Source organism: Pontiella desulfatans, from assembly GCF_900890425.1.
GTDB lineage: Bacteria > Verrucomicrobiota > Kiritimatiellia > Kiritimatiellales > Pontiellaceae > Pontiella > Pontiella desulfatans.
The window spans coordinates 451,067-465,732 of sequence record NZ_CAAHFG010000003.1 but is presented as its reverse complement, the minus strand read 5'-3'; the positions used below and the strand labels follow the sequence as shown (position 1 = coordinate 465,732).

Annotated in this window: 17 protein-coding genes; 10 read left to right on the top strand and 7 right to left on the bottom strand. The window is 57.6% G+C overall.

Going from position 1 to position 14,666, the window contains the following annotated elements; genetic code table 11:
- The first annotated feature begins 170 nt into the window (after positions 1-170).
- The 4 genes from E9954_RS22995 (at position 171) to E9954_RS22980 (ending at position 2,996) form a co-directional block, all read left to right on the top strand.
- A complete protein-coding gene (locus E9954_RS22995; RefSeq protein ID WP_136081629.1) occupies positions 171-1,001 on the top strand; it encodes a hypothetical protein in 831 nt (276 codons plus the stop codon).
- A gap of 27 nt (positions 1,002-1,028) precedes the next feature.
- Positions 1,029-1,658, top strand: coding sequence for a YeeE/YedE thiosulfate transporter family protein (locus E9954_RS22990; RefSeq protein WP_281281269.1), 630 nt, complete (start codon positions 1,029-1,031; stop codon positions 1,656-1,658).
- A gap of 1 nt (position 1,659) precedes the next feature.
- Positions 1,660-2,226: a DUF6691 family protein gene (locus E9954_RS22985; protein ID WP_136081627.1), complete on the top strand. Its 567-nt coding sequence runs from the start codon at positions 1,660-1,662 to the stop codon at positions 2,224-2,226.
- A 104-nt stretch (positions 2,227-2,330) separates the two neighbouring features.
- Positions 2,331-2,996 (top strand): general secretion pathway protein GspB, encoded by a 666-nt coding sequence (locus tag E9954_RS22980; protein WP_168442515.1) that lies wholly within the window; start codon positions 2,331-2,333, stop codon positions 2,994-2,996.
- Between the two features lie 8 nt (positions 2,997-3,004).
- Here the strand turns inward: E9954_RS22980 and E9954_RS22975 are convergent, their stop codons facing one another.
- On the bottom strand, positions 3,005-3,376 hold the full coding sequence (locus E9954_RS22975) for a hypothetical protein (protein WP_136081625.1): 372 nt from the start codon (positions 3,374-3,376) through the stop codon (positions 3,005-3,007).
- Between the two features lie 114 nt (positions 3,377-3,490).
- Between E9954_RS22975 and E9954_RS22970 the strand changes: the two genes are divergently transcribed.
- Both E9954_RS22970 and E9954_RS22965 read left to right on the top strand, forming a co-directional pair.
- Positions 3,491-3,679 carry a hypothetical protein gene (locus tag E9954_RS22970; RefSeq protein ID WP_136081624.1) on the top strand — a complete coding sequence of 63 codons (189 nt, stop codon included), beginning with the start codon at positions 3,491-3,493 and terminating at the stop codon, positions 3,677-3,679.
- A gap of 108 nt (positions 3,680-3,787) precedes the next feature.
- On the top strand, positions 3,788-4,177 hold the full coding sequence (locus E9954_RS22965) for a HEAT repeat domain-containing protein (protein ID WP_136081623.1): 390 nt from the start codon (positions 3,788-3,790) through the stop codon (positions 4,175-4,177).
- A 385-nt stretch (positions 4,178-4,562) separates the two neighbouring features.
- Here E9954_RS22965 and E9954_RS33125 read toward each other — a convergent pair whose 3' ends face one another.
- From E9954_RS33125 to E9954_RS22945, 5 genes are all read right to left on the bottom strand, one after another.
- A complete protein-coding gene (locus E9954_RS33125) occupies positions 4,563-5,129 on the bottom strand; it encodes an IS630 family transposase (protein WP_222847015.1) in 567 nt (188 codons plus the stop codon).
- Positions 5,110-5,499 (bottom strand): IS630 transposase-related protein, encoded by a 390-nt coding sequence (locus tag E9954_RS33120; RefSeq protein WP_222847016.1) that lies wholly within the window; start codon positions 5,497-5,499, stop codon positions 5,110-5,112. The genes E9954_RS33125 and E9954_RS33120 overlap by 20 nt, the downstream gene beginning before the upstream one ends.
- Positions 5,500-6,045: 546 nt before the next feature.
- Positions 6,046-7,221 carry a MalY/PatB family protein gene (locus E9954_RS22955; protein WP_136081622.1) on the bottom strand — a complete coding sequence of 392 codons (1,176 nt, stop codon included), beginning with the start codon at positions 7,219-7,221 and terminating at the stop codon, positions 6,046-6,048.
- Positions 7,206-9,308 (bottom strand): 5-histidylcysteine sulfoxide synthase, encoded by a 2,103-nt coding sequence (gene ovoA, locus E9954_RS22950; RefSeq protein ID WP_136081621.1) that lies wholly within the window; start codon positions 9,306-9,308, stop codon positions 7,206-7,208. Before ovoA ends, E9954_RS22955 begins: the two co-directional genes overlap by 16 nt.
- Before the next feature lie 105 nt (positions 9,309-9,413).
- On the bottom strand, positions 9,414-10,808 hold the full coding sequence (locus E9954_RS22945) for a nitronate monooxygenase (protein WP_136082145.1): 1,395 nt from the start codon (positions 10,806-10,808) through the stop codon (positions 9,414-9,416).
- A gap of 312 nt (positions 10,809-11,120) precedes the next feature.
- Between E9954_RS22945 and E9954_RS22940 the strand changes: the two genes are divergently transcribed.
- The gene (locus tag E9954_RS22940) at positions 11,121-11,411 is read left to right on the top strand and encodes a hypothetical protein (RefSeq protein WP_136081620.1); all 291 of its coding nucleotides are present in this window, start codon (positions 11,121-11,123) and stop codon (positions 11,409-11,411) included.
- Between the two features lie 75 nt (positions 11,412-11,486).
- The gene (locus E9954_RS22935; protein WP_136081619.1) at positions 11,487-12,575 is read left to right on the top strand and encodes an alpha/beta hydrolase fold domain-containing protein; all 1,089 of its coding nucleotides are present in this window, start codon (positions 11,487-11,489) and stop codon (positions 12,573-12,575) included.
- 54 nt (positions 12,576-12,629) lie between these two features.
- On the opposite strand, the gene xth is transcribed toward E9954_RS22935, so the two are convergent.
- Positions 12,630-13,403, bottom strand: coding sequence for an exodeoxyribonuclease III (xth, locus tag E9954_RS22930; RefSeq protein WP_136081618.1), 774 nt, complete (start codon positions 13,401-13,403; stop codon positions 12,630-12,632).
- 77 nt (positions 13,404-13,480) lie between these two features.
- On the opposite strand from xth, the gene E9954_RS22925 reads away from it, so the two are divergent.
- Positions 13,481-13,978, top strand: a complete 498-nt coding sequence (locus E9954_RS22925) for a TlpA family protein disulfide reductase (protein WP_136081617.1) — start codon at positions 13,481-13,483, stop codon at positions 13,976-13,978.
- A gap of 10 nt (positions 13,979-13,988) precedes the next feature.
- The gene (locus tag E9954_RS22920) at positions 13,989-14,573 is read left to right on the top strand and encodes a thioredoxin family protein (protein ID WP_136081616.1); all 585 of its coding nucleotides are present in this window, start codon (positions 13,989-13,991) and stop codon (positions 14,571-14,573) included.
- The last annotated feature ends 93 nt before the right edge of the window (positions 14,574-14,666 follow it).

Here is a 14,666-nt window from a genome sequence, read left to right as displayed (position 1 = left end):
ACGGGCCGTAGAATAGGATTCCGGGCACCGGTAACGAAGGAAATTCCTCCAGCGTTCGCGACGGGATGGCCGCGCGACCGCGTTTCCAGCTTCCAAATCCGGGCCGGGTTTGATAGGTTTCAGCGGTTGGCCAACTAGAATCGCATGGATGCCATGCCGACGTTCAGACCATGAAAACCGTTACTCCATACATCCTATTGATCGGCGCGGCCCTGGGGATGGGCGCCGCCTATCGCATGCGGCAAAGGCCGGAGCCGGAACCTGCGGCCCCACCATCCGCGACGGAGCAGGTGCGGGAAACCCCAACCGAACCGGAGAAAGACGAACCCCTGGTTGTTGTGCGCAAAACGGCTCCGCCACCACCCAAACCCATTGAACCACCGGAGCCGGCGGAGATCCGGGGCAAGGCCCCGGCGAAAGAGGCGGCACCGCAGCAGTCCACCCCGAAAGCCGTCCAGCGCAGGCCGCGCCCGGCCCCGAATTATTGGGAGATCGCCGCCCGGCGGTTTTCGCAAAAGCAGGACATGCTGAACCGGGAACAAAACCCGGACCGGCGACTGGCCCTGATCCAATCGATGTCCGCAAACGTCCGGATCGATACGCCCAGCACGATCGACTGGGCCATGGGGCTGGAGGATCCCGAGGAAAGAAGGGTGGCCCTGGAGGCCATCAACAAAAATGCCCTGGTCGGTATCGGCGCGAGAATCCACATGGATGAAACCGGCGTGCCGAGAATCATGGACACCACCGTCCTCAGCGCCATCGACTCCACCGGAATGACCCAGCCCGGCGACTACATTGTGGGCATCGAAAACGGCGAGGGGGAACCCACCTACTTCAAGGGGCAGTCGATGCAGAACATCGTGCAGCAGCTCCGCGGCCAAGCGGGAACCGAGGTCAACCTGATCATGGAACGCGTGGAGACGGACGACTCCTCCAAGTCTGTAGTCTTCAACGTTCCGGTTCAACGGTCCATGATCGTTGTCCAGCCCCCGTTCTAAAATTGACGGGCCAATGGACAAGGATTACTGTGGGCACCAAATCGTTGCAATCCTTCACGGACAAGGACAGGTGTCATGAAAAAATTCCTCTATCAGAAACAATGGAGCTGGAAAGCCAGCGGGATCGCGCTGGGCCTTGCCTTCCTGCTCGCCGTGGTGGTGGTCAAGCCGATCGGGGTCTCCACCCAGTTCGTCATCTTCGACGGAATGGTCTGGAACCTGTTTTCAAGCGACCTGGTGGTTGAGGACGACTCGGCGGCATCGGGCTATGCGAGCACCAATCCCTATTTGAACAAGAGCGGCGGGAAATATGCAAAGAGCATCGCCAAACCATTGAACTACAGCTTTGTTTTCGTGCTCGCCATGATCGCGGGCGGGTTCCTGGCCTCCCGTCTCCAGTCCGACCGGCAGCCCGGAAACCGGGTGGCACCGGAAGTCTGGCGCAACCGGTTTGGCCACTCATCCGGCAAACGCTATCTGGTGGTCTTTGCCGGCGGCGTGCTGGTTCTGTTTGGATCGCGCCTCGCCGGGGGATGCACCAGCGGACACATGATGAGCGGAATGATGCAAACCTCGCTGAGCGGCTACCTGTTTGCAATGGGTGCGTTTGCGTGTGCCATCCCGACCGCCATTCTGATGTTCAGGAAGGGGAAATAGCATGAATCTCATTGCAGCCATTCTGATCGGTACATTCTTCGGGTTCGTTCTTCAAAAATCGGGGGCGGCAAACCCCCAGCGCATCACCGAGATGTTGCGCCTAAAGGATTTCCATCTCATGAAAGCCATTCTCCTGGGCATTGGACTCGGTAGCTTGCTGCTCTTCATCCTGTTGGCCCTGGGTCTTGCCGACCCGGGGCATCTGAGTGTGAAAACGGCCTACACCGGCGTAATCGCCGGGGGCGCCCTCATGGGCGTGGGCTGGGCGGTTTCCGGATTCTGCCCCGGCACCGGACTCGTTGCCGCCGGAGCCCTGCGAAAAGATGCGCTCTTCTTTATTCTCGGCGGCCTCGTCGGCGCGTTGCTCTTCACCCTGCTTTATGGCGCACTGGAATCCACGCCAATGTTCCATGCCATCGGTGGCGGCAAGGCAACACTGGCGGAAACCGGAGTCGAGGGCTATACCGCCTTGATCCCCGCCATCCCTCCCCTGGTTATCGCCGGAGGCATCGGCATCGGGTTCATCATCATTGCTTGGTTGCTCCCGCAAGACCGCACGCCCGAATAACCCGCAGTCAACCCACTCGCGGACATCCGGACGCAGGCTGGCATTGGTCGTGCTACATGGTTTCGTTTGCGGGTTGATTTTTGGTTCGAGAAGGCGGAATGGGAATGGATTGGCAACCGATTGCGGTGAATGTGCTCATCGGCACGCTGGTGCCCGGCGTGGTGCTTTGGCTGATTGGCAAGAAAGTCCAGTACGACTTCGAGTTCTGGAAACTGCTGCTGATCACCAGCTCCGCCGCACTCGTGAAGCAGATTCCGTTTGGCGGCATCTGGATCAGCATCCCGGTCTACTACATCCTGTTCTGCCTGCAGACGGGCATCGACTATCTGGAAGCCATGTGGATGACCTTCCTCGCATTCCTGGTCTACGCCGCGGCGGGCTTCCTGCTGATGATGGTTGCCGGCTCGCTCTGGGCCAACCACCTGGATGAAGTGCTCGCCGAGGAACCGGCGATGGAAGTCGTGGCCCCGTTTGAGGCGGAACCCCAGGAACCCCCCAAACCAACCCTGGCGAAAAAACCACCCCCGGCCCCGGCACCACCGAAACCGCTTGCAAACGCGCCCGAATGGCTCAGGGAAAAGTATACGGTTTCAGGCATTGCGGAAAGCCGGGGGGAACGGCGGGCCATCATCAACGGCAGCATTGTTCCCGAAGGAGAGGAGCTCGAACCCGGCGTGATCCTCCAACGGATCGGAATGAACCACGTTGTCATCCGCACCGGCAACACGAGCTACCAGCTCGACATCCGCACCGGCATACCGGCGCAGTAGGCTCCGCCCTACTCCCTTACCGGGCGCGGCGGAGGCGGCGGGGGCGGAGATCCCCCCGGCCCGCTCGGCAATTCCTCCGAAGAGGATTGCCCAACCTTCACAACACGGAAATTGCAGCTTGCGGCCACGATCGCCACCGTCCGAACCTCCGCTCCGGCAACGGCCACGAATTCCGGACCCTCGTTGCTCCACGCCCCGCTGCATAGGCAGTCGCGGCATTGCAGCTGGTAGCGCCCTCCCGGTGTTGTTTCAACCGTCAGTTCGATTTTTCCATCCACCAGCCTGACTTGACTGATTCTTCCCGCTCCCATGGCCGGCACCGACCACAGGAACGCCATCATTATTACGATTTTGCCAATCGATCGAATACCCCTTCTCACGACAGACCTCCTGGTTCAAAAACGGATAGTTAAGGCACTACCGCCGCCCTCCAACAAGCCAATTGTTTCCCGCCACCGGCAGCACCCCGATTGACCGCCGCTTAATCTCTTTCAATGAAAAAACGACTGTTTTCATGCCCCCAAAAAGAAGTCGGAATACAAGGCATTGAGCAGGGGCTTGCAACACAGCAACTTGATGAAACACCGACGAAACAGGTTCCTTTTCAGGATTTTAACCGCCCGGAAAAACTGCAAAGCGACACGCCGCTTATTGAGATCCAGTCTAATACTGTTTTTTGCTAAACGAGTTGCCGGAATCGGCTCCGGAGGCACCGGCAAAAGCAGTCGAAACTTCGTCCACCCGATACCTTTGTATCCAGGACCGTCCGTGTTAGGGTTGTTCCCGAAACGATGAAGAAGCCAACCTTCAGAACCGCAATGATCATCACCGTCCTAACGGTGCTGGCTCTCTATGGCTATGGATGCCGCCTCATCTTCAACGGTGTCGAAACCTACACCCGGGACGCGCAGGCAACCTATGGAGGGGAACCGGCCATGGCCTTGATTGCATTGGTTGAGGATGAAAGTGCCTCGTTCGAAAAACGCAACAGCGCCATCTGGGCGCTGGGGCAGCTCGGCGACAAACGGGCGCTGCTGGCCCTGCACAAGCTCGATACCGGTGAAATCCAGAATCCGCCCTACGATTCAACCGCCTACATCGTCCAATATTCGGTAGAGAAAGCCATCAGCCAAATCAACCGCTTCAGCATCGTCCGCTGGATGTACCGTTGGCTGGACTAGTACTCTGCCAGGGTATTATTGACCGCCAAGACGCGAAGGACGGGAACTTTTATCCTTATAGATGCGGCGGCTAAATATCGAAATTATTTGCCACAGGAGAGCGCAAAGATAACAAGGAATCCTCCATATGGTTCTGAGTTCCATGCGCGCAATTGCTTCTCAATTGTGTGGCCAAACCTTCCCTGCTGAGAATTCACAATATTTAATCGCCCCAGCAATAGTTCGGGAATGGAACCACGGATGAACACGGATGGACGCTGATATTCAAGAAGATACGATATTGGCCCCACCTTCCCTGTGGGTTGGATATCGGTTATGCATATCCTGTTTCGATACCTGTGTTTATCCCCGTTCATCTGTGGTTCATTTACGTTTCTAGAGCAATTTAATTTAAACTGTAGCCGCATGAGGCAAACCAACCTTGAGCATCCGCCGCACTAACGCACCCTAAGGCAGCGCCGATCGCATCAAACAGAGATTCCAGGGAGCGCGCTTTTTCCCCGCGAAGCAATTGCTTTACTTTGCTCCACATCTTTTCGATGGGATTGAGATCAGGACTGTAGGGCGGAAGGAACCAAACCTCTGCCCCAGCTTCTTCGATCAACTGTAACGAAGCCTTGTCCTTATGAGCCGAGAGGTTATCAAGCACAACGATATCGCCCACTCGAAGAGTCGGAGCTAGAACCTGTTCGACATAGGCACGGAATACATCGCCGCTTGTGGCGGCATCAATCGCCATGCAGGCTGTTTCTCCGTTGAAACGAATGGAGGAGATCATGGTGGTGGTACACCAATGGCCATGCGGGGCGTGATCGTAAGCCCGCTCATTTTTCGGCGAGCGTCCGTACAGCCGAGTCATATTGGTCTTGGCTCCAGCCTCATCAATAAAGACCAACCGAGCAATGTCAAGTTGCCCTTGCATGGCCATCCACTCAGCCCGTGCGAGTTTCACGTCTTCGCGCCCTTGCTCGCTGGCGTGAAGCGTTTTTTTTAAAGCTCATCCCCATGTCCTTGAGTACATAGTGAATGGCAGGCAGCGTGCAATCGAGCTCCAGTTGCTCTCGGATCTCCCACAACGTGATATCAGGTTGCCGATCAATCAGCGTTTTCATCTGCTTCCGGTGCTCTTGGGTGAAGTAGGGTTTTCTTCCTGAATGGCTGTGAAGCGGGGCGATATCGCCGGTTCGCTTCCGTTGCGAGAGGAGCTTCTTTACCATACCAAGCGATACCTTGTATCGGTCAGCAATGTCCTGCCGGGTTCCTTCTCCGGCATCGTAGGTGGCCAGAATTCTCTGGCGTAGATCCAGTGATAGAGTGCTCATGCAAAGAACTCTACACAATGACTCATCTAATGGCTATAGAATTATTTAAAATGCTCTAGGTTTATACCTGGCGTCCTTGCGGCCCGTTTTGCTTGATCCCAGTCGCACGAACAAAACTTCCGTCCCTCCCAAAACATCATACTTGCATAAGTATGATATTTGTCCCGATCAGGGAAATCCCGCGCGTTCGTTTCCGAAAACAAGGCATCCCTCGTTCAAGCGGGGGATGCCAGCACCGAACACCACGCGTCACCGGGCTCATGCGCGACATCGATCACGCTACCGGTCTCCCGTTTTGGCATGTGCAGACCGATTCGCCTAAAAAAGCAGTTGCCAAGTTTACCGTAGATGAAAGATTTGAGTCCCGACGGCGTAGACGCCTACTCCGAGGGGCTCAAACCGAAGCAGGTGCGGTGAAATCGGCAACCCGAAGGGGAGAAATGAAGAAAACAAAAATAACCCGTTGGTTGAAGCGGGAATCAAACGATAGCAGTGTGTTTATTGGCTATATCTCCGTTTTCTTCATTTCTACTGCGTTTTATAGGATTAGCCGAAGGCATCGACGATGCGGTCAACGGCGGGCAACAGGAGCGAGCGCGGGTGCGCGCAATTGACACGGAACCAGCCCTCGCCCGCCGCACCGAAAAAGGTACCGCCAGAGAGCGCCACGTTGGCCTCGTTGACTAATCGTGCAAAGACCTCCTGCCATGCCCCGAATTTCCGGAAGTCGCACCAGACGAGAAAAGTGGCCTCCGGCTCCATCACCTCGGCACCCTCCAGCAACCGCAACCGGTCGCAGACCTGCCGCGTGTTTTCGTGGAGATAGGCCACCAGCTGGCGTTTGTATTCGGCCCCTTCCGGCGAAAGCGCGCGGGCCAAGGCCACCTTGCCGAGCAAATTGACGTCGCCGGCATGGGAGCGGTCGAGCCCGGCCCGGAACCGCGAACGCAGCCGGGCATCGGGAATGATGGTGAAAGAGGCCTGGAGTCCGCTGGCATTGAAGGTTTTCCCGATCGAATGGGCGACGATCAGGTTTTCCCGTGCGGCATCGATGCCGAGCATGGAAACATGATGCTGCGGGGGATAGACAATATCGCAATGAATTTCGTCGCTCAAGACCACGGTATCGTTGTCCGCGCAGAGGCGGGCCAGCCTTTCAAGCTCGTCCCTGCTCCAGATCCGCCCCCCGGGATTGTGGGGATTGCAGAGGATGAGCATTTTGGTTTCCGGCTGGCTCACGTGTTTCTCCAGCGCATCGAAATCGATTTCAAAGCGCCCCTGCCCCACGGTCAAACGGCAATCGGCAACCGAGCGCCCGTTGATGGTGGTGCAGGAAAAGAAGGGGCCATAGACGGGCGAAAGCACCACCACCGATTCGCCGGGTTCGGCCATGGTTTGCACGGCAACCGAGATGCTCGCGACCACCGAGGGCGAAAGCGAAATCCAATTGCGATCCACCTCAACACCATGCTGGTCGTTCATCCACCAGCCGATGGCGTCGAACACCTGGCCATATTGCTCGGTGTAGCCAAACATGGGATGCCCGAGCCGTTCGCGCAGGGCATCCACCAAAAAACCGGGCGAGGGCAAATCCATATCCGCCACCCAGAAGGGTTCGACGTCGGCCTTCCCGAAAAAGCGTTCGCGCGCTTCATATTTTTCGGCAAAGGTGCCGGCACGGGAAACAGGCGTGTCGAAATCGTAGACTACTTCCTTATCCATACCGTTACTTCCGAAAGGGTGTGCTGGTGCTTGTTTTTGGTTTCACGGATGACGAACGGAACCCTTAGCGGCGAGCCTTGCAGCGCGAAACCTGCATCGAGCTCGGCGTGCAGGCCGTCGAGCGTCGTCACGGGTTCGCCATCGCGCTTGAAGCCGCCCAGCCACTTTTCCTTTTTCGTGAACTCCTCCAGCCAGGTGTAGGGCGAGGCGATCAGCAAGACGCCGCCGGGATTCATGCGCGTCCGAATATCGCGAAGGAAGCGGGCGGGATCGTTAAGGCGGTCGATCAAGTTGGCCGCCACGACGAGGTCATAACCTGAAAACTCGGATTTCATGTTGGTGGCATCCTGCTGCATGAAGTTAATGTTGGAATATTCACCGTGCAGGCCGAGTTCCTTCAGGGAGTGTTCATGCAACGAAACCAAGTCCCCCTCCTCGATCCGCTCATAGCGGATTCTCCCGCTGCGTTGCAGCCGGGCGCCGACCTGCACAAAGCGCGCCGAGAAATCGAGTGCATCGACCGCATCAAACGCATCGGCCAGCTCGAAGGCGCACCGCCCCACGGAACAGCCGATATCCAGCGCCCGGCCCTTTTTCCGCCCATCCATGGCATCGAGGGCCAGCAGCGCCATGGTCTGCGGAAAGTTGGGCACGCCGAAACAGGGTTCGCCATAGTGGAACTCGCAATACTGCGAGATCAGCGCATCGGTTTCATAAACATCGAACTCCTTCTTCACCATCCGCTCGGAAGCGACATAGCGGAACCCGGCATGCTGATAGAAATGGCGACGGAATGCATAGCGGCTATGCAGGGCAATCTCGTTACCGGTGGAGATCCACGAGCCCCCTTTGATCAGGTTGTGCCGGTTGTCGAACGTCGGCACCGAAAAATCGTCGTAGAGCGGATGAACCTCGAAACCGTCGAAGCCATAGATCGGGGTTTCGTTCCATTGCCAAACATTGCCGACGAGATCGAAGAAGTCGCCGTGCGCAAAGGTATCGACCGGGACGGAGGAGGCATAGTGCTCCAGGTTCCAGTTGGCGGCAACCGGCGACTCGTGGTGCTCGGCCTCCAGCCCGGCCACCTGGAGCATCCGGCGGTATTCCGCCTCATCCGGCATGCGGATGGCCTGCCCCGTTTGTTCGCCCTTCCAATTGCAGAAGGCCTTGGCCTCCAGATAGCAAACCTCCGCCGGCCAGTTGGGCGGCAGCGGGATCTCTTCCGTCATCAGGCGCAGGCGGAAGGCGCCCGGCTCGCCACGCCAAAACTCGGGCATGGCCGCCTGGTGATAGTTCCGCCAGGCCCGCCCCTCCGCATCCCACCAGCGGTCGTCCGCATATCCGCCATCCTCCATGAAGGAAAGGAATTCCCGGTTGCTGACTAAATATTTCGATGCCTGGAAATCCGTTACACCAAACGATGCCTTTCCATATTCATTGTCCCAGCCATAGAGGTGGTGCCCCTTGCCCTTGCCAAGCTCCACCGCTCCGCCCGGCACATCGAGCAGGCGGTTTTCAGGTGCATCGCCAACGTCGGGGCAGACTGGAAAAAGCGGACTCGGCTTAACGGAGGCGAGGTCGAGCTGCCGGATCAACACGGAGCTGGTTTCCAGGTGGATGCGCTCGTGCTCGATCCCCATCACCACGGGCCACAACGGGCTCTCCCAGTCGATCGGCATGGAAAAATCCACGGTGTCAATCAACTCGTTCACCACGACCTGGACTTGATTGCGATACGCGCGGGTTTCGGCGACCGACGGCCAATCATAGTGGTCTTCGTTCAGGTCGTCCCAGCTCATTTCATCCACACCGATCGCAAAGACCGATTCCATACGCGCATCGACACGGCGGTCGATCAGCTTCGCGAGCATGAGCTTATTGACGAAAAAGACGGCCGTGTGGCCGAAATAGAAAATCAGCGGGTGCCGCAACGGCTGCGGGCGGTTGTAGAAGACTTCATCGGAAGCGAGGGTATCGAACAATCGTTCGTAGAGCTTCCAGGTTGCATTGAAGTACCCTTTGATCCCGGCGCGCTTGGCCTCGGCATCGCCGGAAGCAAGATCGATGTTCTGCGTGATGAACTCCATTAACCTCTCTCCGTAATCGCATTCGTGAAAACCATGGATCCTGAGTCCATCGATTTTTAGCCGAAGAGTAAAGGGAAAACAAGGCCCTGCTCGGATGCCTTGTCCTTATCCGAGCAGGGTATTGATCACATCGGCGGCGGAATAGTCCGGACTGCCGGAGGGGCAGAAGCGGCTGATGTCCACGAGATCGTCGCCCATGGTAATGAGGCATTTTTCAAGGGTTCCATCGGCCAGGCGCTGTGGATAGCCAATATTGGCGGCCAGTGCGTTGCAGAGGCATTTCCGGCCAACCGTATCCGCTTCGACCCCGCCTTTGGCGACATAGCTGGCAATCGGTTCGGCGGCGCAGCGGTAGCCGATTTTCCCGTCGGCCCGGCGAAAGGGCTGGCGCAGGAAACCAATATCGCAAATGCGCTTGCGGTGCCGGTAGACAGCTTCCTCGGAAAGGCTTCCTTCAAGATCGGCAACCTTGAACGGGAAACCGGTTGGCGAGGCCTGCGCATCGGTGTAGACACGCGCCTTGCCGGCGAGCGCCTCGCGAACGAGCTCCTGGCGAATTTCGGGAATGAGGCCGGATTCTTCGCACAGCGCGAAGGCGGTTCCGGCCTGTACGCCGGCGGCCCCCTCTTCAAGCGCCTTAGCCAATCCCTCGGGGGAGCCGAAGGATCCGGCGAGCCAGAACGGAAGCCCGAATTCGCGAAACTTTTCCAGCTTGGCGTCGTCGCGCGCGCCATAAACGGGTTCGCCCGCTTCGTTGAAGACGGCCGCGCCGCGCGGCGGTGCGTTATGGCCGCCGGCCACGTTGCCTTCGACAATGAAGCCTTCGATGCTGCCCGTTGCCCGCTTCAACAAAATGGATGCGAGCGCCTCGGTGGAAACGATCGGGAGGAAATCCGGGCGAAGCAAGGCTTCCGGCACGGCGGCATCCTCCATGAATGCGCGCGGGTCGAAGGGCATGTTGACGATTTCAATCTTTCCATCCTCCCCGGTAACGGAGATCGGATATTCAACGGCGTCGTGGTTGGCAAGCGCATCGAGGATGCCCGGAACCGTTAGCGGAATACCCGCCCCCATGATGACCACGGAGACGCCGGCCAGCATGGCGCCATAGATGGACGGAAGGTGGGGCAGCTGGATTTTTTCAAGATAGTTGATGCCGATAGGTTCGCTGAGCCCTTCCTTGGCCAGGAAAACCTCCACGAAGTTGCCGACGATGCAGAGTTCCTGCGGAGCTTGCAGGCCCTCGAGACTATGCATGGGAATATGCCGATAGGGCTTGTTCTCCGGCAATCCCTTGGGCACATAGAAGGCGTCCAGGACGCGCTTGGCCATCTTGGGAAACGGAAAATGGTCGAGCGCGCGCCGGACGTGCCCCTCGAGGTCGCCGTCTTGCAGCTTTCGCGCAACCACGGCATCGAGTGCGGTTCCGGAAACAACGCCCAGCTGGCCGTTTTTCGATACGGAATGGGCCAAACGCCAGTCTGAGACGCCGAAACCCATACCGCCCTGTATGATCTTAGGAGGTTTAATGTTCACAATGCGGGGAACTATGGGCACCTTCGGGAGGAATTGCGACGCGAAATCGTGATTAAGTACACGGCGTTACATGCTTTTGCCCCGGCCTCCGCCCCAGCATGCCCCTAGTATTAAATACTAGACAAACCAAGGACTGCTATTAGTATTCCACCAATAAAGTAAAATAATGCACACAGCAAGAACGGCAGGGAAACCGCTGGACTGAACGAGTCTTCAGGATGGCCCTATGGGTTGGGACATCCTAGGTTTCCGACAGCACGGGGAGTTATTGGGTTCATGAAAGATAAAACGTCGCCAGAGGGCAACCCTAAGGACGAGGATTCCGGAGGGTGTCGGGCTTTCCGCAAACTGACGGATTGGCAGATTGACCAATACCGCATGGCGGTCGATGAAAACAAGTGGTACATGGGGGAGCGACTCCAGCGCCATGTCGACTGGGAAGAAGCCGAAAAAGACTTCCTGGTCAACGGCTACTACGGATGTGCCCCCAAATGGCGCAAGCAGTTCTGCGCCGTCCGTTGCTCCCATTTCATCTCCTGCGACCTGGGAAAAGGCTTCTGCTCCTAGGTCAGGAACACCGCGTCCAACGGCGCAATAATATGCATTCATCTTTCCTTGATTGGATTGACCCAAGGAGTTCCGATGAAAACAAGATACCTGATTGCCGCATGGATGTTTTGCCTCAGCGCCTACCCGCAACAGCGTGGAAACTTCACCTACGACCGCATTGCGGAACGCCACGACAAAAACGGCGACGGGATCGTGGCCAAGGATGAGTTCGGTGGCAATCCCCTGATGTTCGACCGTATCGACGCCAACCAGGACAGGAAGATCGACCGGAAGGAATTCGATGCCGCGATCCGGGCACGGAGCAACCAGCAGCGGCCGGCCATCGCTGGAATCGACGGCAACACCGCCCCCCTGCCCCGGAAACAAGTCCGGAGCCGCCAGCCTCCGGAGGGCGTCACCCTCCACCGCGATCTGGAATATGCCGTGGAAGAGGGCCAATCCCTCAAGCTCGATCTCTATCTGCCGGAAAAAACGGATACCCCGCCCCCGCTCATGGTTTGGATCCATGGCGGTGGCTGGAAAAACGGCGACAAGGCCAACGTGAACGGGGCAATCCTCAAACTCAGCAGCGAAGGCTATGCCGTCGCCAGCATCAACTATCGCCTGAAAGACCTATCGATCCACCCCAAGAACATCCACGACTGCAAAGGCGCCGTCCGCTGGCTACGCGCGCATGCCAAGGAATTCGGCTTTGATCCCGAACAGGTTGCCGTTGGCGGCGGTTCCGCAGGCGGGCATCTTTCCTTGCTGCTTGGCCTCAGCCACGGTTTTGCCGAGTTGGAGGGCACGGTCGGCGGCAACCTCGACCACTGCTCGGCCGTCAAAGCCATCATCGACCTATACGGCCCCAGCGACTTTTCGTCGTTCTCCAAAAACAGCGAGCGCTTCAACAAAGCCCACGAATTCCGCATGGAGCAACTCAAACACGCCTCGCCCACCACCTACCTCACCAAGAACGATCCGCCGGTGCTGATCCTGCATGGCGACCAAGACAAGACCGTACCGGTCGAACAGAGCATCCTGCTCGACAAACGCTACAAGGAACTGGGGCTCGAATCCGAACTGCACATTCTCGAAGGCGCCGGCCATGGCGGCGTGGTTTTCAGCGATGACGAGCGTTTCAAACTCATCAAAGCGTTCCTTGATCGCCACCTAAAGTGACGAGTGAAACGTGAGACGTGAGGCGTGAAAAGATCACGTCTCAACCGTCACTCGTCACGCCCCAAATTCCGCCACCATGAAGGTGTGGTCGGAGGGCTTTTCCTTCTTGCGCGGCTCGAGATCGATTTCGCACGAGATGCTTTTCGCGGTTAGCGGGTCGGTGGTTAGCACATAGTCGATGCGCCAGCCCAGGTTTTTCGCAATGGCGTCCTTGGCGCGGTAGTCGAAAAAGGAATAGATCTCCTCGTCCGGGTGGTGCTTGCGGAACACATCGGTGAAACCGAACGAACAGACGTCCAGAAACGCGTTGTGCGCATCGATGTGGTAGCACGGATCGTCCTTGCGCGTCTCCGGTCGGTTCACATCGATAGGCTCGACCGCAATGTTGATGTCGCCGATCCACGCCAGCGGCTGATCCGGCGCATACTCGGCTTCGAACAGTTTCTTGAGCCGGGCATACCAGCCCAGCTTGTATTTATACATCACATGGTCGATCGCCCGGCCCTGCGGGACATAGGTATTGACCACGGCCACCCCGTCCACCATCGCCCGCACCAGGCGGGTTTCATCGGCCGGCCCGCCATCGTCGAAACCAAACTTCACATCCGTTGGCTCGCTCTTGCAAATCAGCGCCACGCCGTTGTACGACTTTTCCCCCCTGAAGACCACGTGGTAGCCCGCCGCCTCGATCGCCTCTTTGGGAAAATCCACGTCCTGCGCCTTCGTTTCCTGGATCCCGAGCACGTCCGGTTTGTGGTCTTCAAGCCACTGGAGAAGGATCGGCAGGCGCGAGCGGATGGAATTGGCATTGAACGTTGCAATTTTCATGATCATCTTTCGTTATTTAGATGTTGTCTAAAGAGTAAAGTCGAATAGAGTCCGGCATGTCAAGCGGGAGCCACTGAATGATGATGAAACACTGCATATTTAACACGATCGGAATCGCCGCGGCGCTGTTCCTGGGTTCCTGCAAACCGGCGCCCCCCACTGCGGCCCCGGCAACGCCGGTCGAAATCGGGCAACGCATTGCCAACGCGAAAGCGCCCCTCACCCTCGTCCATGTCTGGGCCACCTGGTGCGATCCCTGCCGGGAGGAATTCCCGGAATTGGTCAACATCCACCACACCTATGCCGGAAAGGGGCTGGAGCTGATCCTCGTTTCGGCAGACGACCCCGCCGCAACAGCGGAGGTGGAGGCCTTTGTTGCCGAACACGGAAGCCCGGTCGGAAGCTTGGTGGCAACCGAACTGAACCAGGCATTCATTGAAACCCTCTCGCCCGACTGGGGAGGGGCGCTTCCGGCATCCTTTTTCTTCAAGGGAGGAAAAATCGTAAGCGAATGGGAAGGCAAACGAACCTACGAGGAATACGCACAAACGATCGAAACACTGTTGAAACCATAAGGAGACAGAAATGAAGCTACACCGAATGATAGCAATCGTATTGGCGGCAAGCGCCGTCGCCGCATCTGCCGGACTCGGCATCGGGGACAAGATGGTTGATGCCGATGTGAAAATGAAAAGTACGGACGATTCCATGCTGACCTTGAAGGACGTGGCGGGCGAAAAAGGCACGCTGGTCATCTTCACCTGTAACAAGTGTCCTTTTGTGGATGCGTGGCAGGAAACCATGGTGAAGCTGGGCAACACCTACTCGGAAAAAGGAGTCGGGGTTGTATTCGTCAATTCCAACGACCCGTCGGTTAAAGGCGATACGCTCGAAAACATGAAGGAAATGGCCAAGAAGGAAGGCTATCAATTCCCCTATGTCCAGGATTCCACCTCCAATGTCGCACGCAACTTTGGCGCCGCGAAAACGCCGGATGTCTTCCTGTTCGATGCCGCCGACAAACTCGTCTACCAAGGCGCTGTCGGAGAGGGTGGTCGCACCGTGGGCGACGAGATCTGGCTCAAGGATGCCCTCGAGGCGCTCGTGGCCGGAAAGAAGATCGAAAAAAGCCAAACCAAGGCCGTCGGCTGCGGCATCAAATTCCGCTAGTTGATAAATCGTGGACGCGACGCCCTCGTCGCGTTCCTGCCGTGCGGACTGCGGAGCATGTGCAAAGCGACGAGGCGTGAGGCATGCTCACGA

Excerpts from the sequence above, each read along its gene's own strand:
- E9954_RS22995 (WP_136081629.1), top strand. The coding sequence starts at position 171 with ATGAAAACCGTTACTCCATACATCCTATTGATCGGCGCGGCCCTGGGG.
- E9954_RS22985 (WP_136081627.1), top strand. The coding sequence starts at position 1,660 with ATGAATCTCATTGCAGCCATTCTGATCGGTACATTCTTCGGGTTCGTT.
- E9954_RS22980 (WP_168442515.1), top strand. The coding sequence starts at position 2,331 with ATGGATTGGCAACCGATTGCGGTGAATGTGCTCATCGGCACGCTGGTG.
- E9954_RS22970 (WP_136081624.1), top strand. The coding sequence starts at position 3,491 with ATGAAAAAACGACTGTTTTCATGCCCCCAAAAAGAAGTCGGAATACAA.
- E9954_RS22965 (WP_136081623.1), top strand. The coding sequence starts at position 3,788 with ATGAAGAAGCCAACCTTCAGAACCGCAATGATCATCACCGTCCTAACG.
- E9954_RS33120 (WP_222847016.1), bottom strand. The coding sequence starts at position 5,499 with ATGAGCACTCTATCACTGGATCTACGCCAGAGAATTCTGGCCACCTAC.
- E9954_RS22955 (WP_136081622.1), bottom strand. The coding sequence starts at position 7,221 with ATGGATAAGGAAGTAGTCTACGATTTCGACACGCCTGTTTCCCGTGCC.
- ovoA (WP_136081621.1), bottom strand. The coding sequence starts at position 9,308 with ATGGAGTTCATCACGCAGAACATCGATCTTGCTTCCGGCGATGCCGAG.
- E9954_RS22945 (WP_136082145.1), bottom strand. The coding sequence starts at position 10,808 with ATGGGTTTCGGCGTCTCAGACTGGCGTTTGGCCCATTCCGTATCGAAA.
- E9954_RS22940 (WP_136081620.1), top strand. The coding sequence starts at position 11,121 with ATGAAAGATAAAACGTCGCCAGAGGGCAACCCTAAGGACGAGGATTCC.
- E9954_RS22935 (WP_136081619.1), top strand. The coding sequence starts at position 11,487 with ATGAAAACAAGATACCTGATTGCCGCATGGATGTTTTGCCTCAGCGCC.
- xth (WP_136081618.1), bottom strand. The coding sequence starts at position 13,403 with ATGAAAATTGCAACGTTCAATGCCAATTCCATCCGCTCGCGCCTGCCG.
- E9954_RS22925 (WP_136081617.1), top strand. The coding sequence starts at position 13,481 with ATGATGATGAAACACTGCATATTTAACACGATCGGAATCGCCGCGGCG.
- E9954_RS22920 (WP_136081616.1), top strand. The coding sequence starts at position 13,989 with ATGAAGCTACACCGAATGATAGCAATCGTATTGGCGGCAAGCGCCGTC.